Origin of the sequence: Terrisporobacter sp. (assembly GCF_017888745.1) — a bacterium.
Lineage (GTDB): Bacteria > Bacillota > Clostridia > Peptostreptococcales > Peptostreptococcaceae > Terrisporobacter.
On record NZ_JAGHFM010000353.1, the window covers coordinates 1 to 2,995 of the forward strand.

Below are 2,995 nucleotides of genomic sequence, written 5' to 3' on the forward strand. Positions count from 1 at the left end.
TTCTAAGTCCATTTTTGCAGCTAAATTGTTGTTCTCTTTCGTAATCAAAACTCTTTATTGTCATGCAATCACAATATGTCCGATTATCATTTAAACTACATTTAGATAAGCAAAATTTGCTAAAACACTTGCTTTGAAGTAATATATTCCAATTGTCATCATAGATAGTTATGGGTATATTTAAAGGATCTATAAATTCTTTCTTTATAGTTTCTATAATTGAAGGTATTGGATCATTTCTTTCTAAATTGTCTTTTGATTGAATAAGTATATTATTAAAGTTAGAAATCTGGTTTGAAATTAAAAGTTCCTTAATTGGAATCTCACCTTTGTTTATGGTTTCATGAGTTGACCCTGCTGGTATATATAAATATTCTCCTTCTTTTACATTTCTTTTTTCATCATTTATATAATAAACACCTTCTCCTTGCATTAAGTAAAGTAACTGTTCTTCGCTATAATGTGTATTCTTATACTGATGTTTTCCAGGAAGAATTACTGATATTCTTATATCCATAATTTGATTTTTATCATTTTCATCATGAATTCTTCTCCACTCCACATATCCCCAGTCTGTGTTTTGGATTTTCATAGAATTGTCCTCCCTTTTATCAAATTTTTACTTACAATATAATCTTACCTTATCTTTTATAAATTGATAATATATACTCTTAAAATAAAAAAGCTACTTAGAACCCCCTTATCTAAGTAACCTTTTAATAAAAATATTAACTTTAAATAAATCCTAAATCCGAACAAAACAATCCCACCAAAAAGGTTTTCCCGATCAAATTCAAACCTTTCTTAACTGATTAAAATAAAAGTACTTTCATACCCCTAAAATAAGAATTCCCTTTTCTTATTACAATTAATATTATAACTGATTTTCATAATAAAATCTAATATTTTTTTACTTATGCTTTACATTTTTGACAAATTTTATGATTTTTTTAATCTTCTCTTGCTCATTTTCTTTCCATATCATATCTGCATCTATATATAAATCTTTATCTATAATTTCTAAACAGTTTATTCTTTAATTATTTATCACCATTGATATAGCTGCTATAAATACACATCCCTTATTCAACTCTATAGACAACATAACTGTTTCATAATCTACCTTTAAAATATAAAAACTGTTTTATCATGAATTTATGGTAAAAAAATAAAGGCCTTTAGCCTTTATTTTTTATATATTTAAAAATTAACTATTTTGTTTTACTTTCTACTATATCTTTAATTTGAGATTTACATCTACCACAACCTTTAGTTGCATTAGTTGCTTCAGCAACTTTTTCTACAGTATCTGCTCCCTTTTTTATTGCATCTTCTATTTGTTCAAAAGATATCCCTCTACATCTACATACATTTTTATTGAATATATCCATTTTAGACCTCCTACTATGTTCATCTTGATGTTATTTTAATTTCTAATAAATATATTCCCAAAAAATATATGATATAAACATATTTATAATTATTTTGTATGTGATAGTTTTTTATTGAAAACCATTTATTTTATTTAGAATATAATTTTAACTATAGTAATAAGTTAGTTAATGCTTTTGTATATGTTTTAACTCTTTTATATCTTGTATTTTTATTTTTGTAGAGAAAAAGCATTTTGAAGATTATAATATATTTAGTGATAAATTAATATATTTATATAATAAAGGGGAAAAATATGAGTAAATCAAAAGTATATTTTACAAATCTAAGAGCAGATTCAAATAAAAATCTATTAGAAAAACTTCATAATCTAGTTATGAAAGCTGGAATAGAAAACATAGATTTTCATAACAAATTCGCAGCTATAAAAATTCACTTTGGGGAACCTGGAAACTTAGCCTACTTAAGACCTAACTATTCTAAAGTAATTGTTGATTTAGTAAAATCAAAAGGAGGAAAAGTTTTTTTAACTGATTGTAATACACTTTATGTTGGTGGAAGAAAAAATGCATTAGAGCATATGGATTCAGCTTATGTTAATGGATATAATCCTTTTGCAACAGGATGTCATATAATTATAGCTGATGGCTTAAAAGGTACTGATGAAGTTTTAGTTCCAGTAAAAAATGGAGAGTATGTAAAGGAAGCAAAAATAGGTCAAGCTATAATGGATGCTGATATTTTTATTAGTATGAATCACTTTAAAGGTCATGAATCTACTGGTTTTGGTGGAGCTTTAAAAAACATAGGAATGGGATGTGGTTCTAGAGCTGGAAAAATGGAAATGCATAGCAGTGGCAAACCTTATGTTAAACAAAGTAAGTGTGTTGGTTGTAAGTCATGTTCCAAGAACTGTGCTCATGAAGCTATAACATTTGATGAAAATAAAAAAGCTTCTATAAATCATGATAATTGTGTAGGATGTGGAAGATGTATAGGTTCATGTAATTTCGATGCTATTAAATCACCTACAGATGAATCAAACGATATTTTAAATAAAAAAATAGCAGAATATTCAAAAGCAGTACTTGATGGAAGACCACATTTCCATATAAGTTTTGTTATAGATATATCACCAAACTGTGATTGTCATAGAGAAAATGATTTACCTATTATTCCTGATGTTGGTATATTTGCATCTTTTGATCCAGTAGCTTTGGATGTAGCTTGTGCACATGCATGTAATAAACAACCTGTTATTCCAGGAAGTTATTTAGAAGGAAAAGGACATCATACTCACGATCATTTCATAAACACACATCCAGAAACAAATTGGGAAGTATGTATAGATCATGCAGTGAAACTTGGCATCGGAAATAAAGAATATGAATTATTTGAAGTATAGACTAATATAATACATTATAAAATTAACTTAATAAAACAAAGTAAAAGGAGTAAAATTTTCATTACTCCTTTTATGAGTGTGTGAAAAAAACTCTGTAAATTACAAAATCCAACAGCTTTCTATGATAGTATTAAATTATTATAGGAGGCTGTTTTATTATGGGGAAAAGAAAAGAAAAATTTAGTGAGGGAAAGAAAA

At 26.5% G+C, this 2,995-nt stretch carries 3 protein-coding genes; 1 reads left to right on the forward strand and 2 read right to left on the reverse strand.

Annotated features, from left to right (window positions below; translation table 11 throughout):
- Both J7G74_RS15470 and J7G74_RS15475 read right to left on the reverse strand, forming a co-directional pair.
- Nucleotides 1-592, reverse strand: a 592-nt coding sequence (locus tag J7G74_RS15470; protein WP_297136970.1) for a cupin domain-containing protein, incomplete at its 3' end; no start/stop codon positions are given.
- A gap of 619 nt (nt 593-1,211) precedes the next feature.
- Entirely contained in the window at nt 1,212-1,391 is a 180-nt protein-coding gene (locus J7G74_RS15475) for a (2Fe-2S)-binding protein (RefSeq protein WP_297136973.1), read from the reverse strand.
- A gap of 296 nt (nt 1,392-1,687) precedes the next feature.
- Here J7G74_RS15475 and J7G74_RS15480 point away from each other — a divergent pair, with 296 nt between their 5' ends.
- Nucleotides 1,688-2,797: a DUF362 domain-containing protein gene (locus J7G74_RS15480; RefSeq protein ID WP_297136975.1), complete on the forward strand. Its 1,110-nt coding sequence runs from the start codon at nt 1,688-1,690 to the stop codon at nt 2,795-2,797.
- Nucleotides 2,798-2,995: the final 198 nt, after the last annotated feature.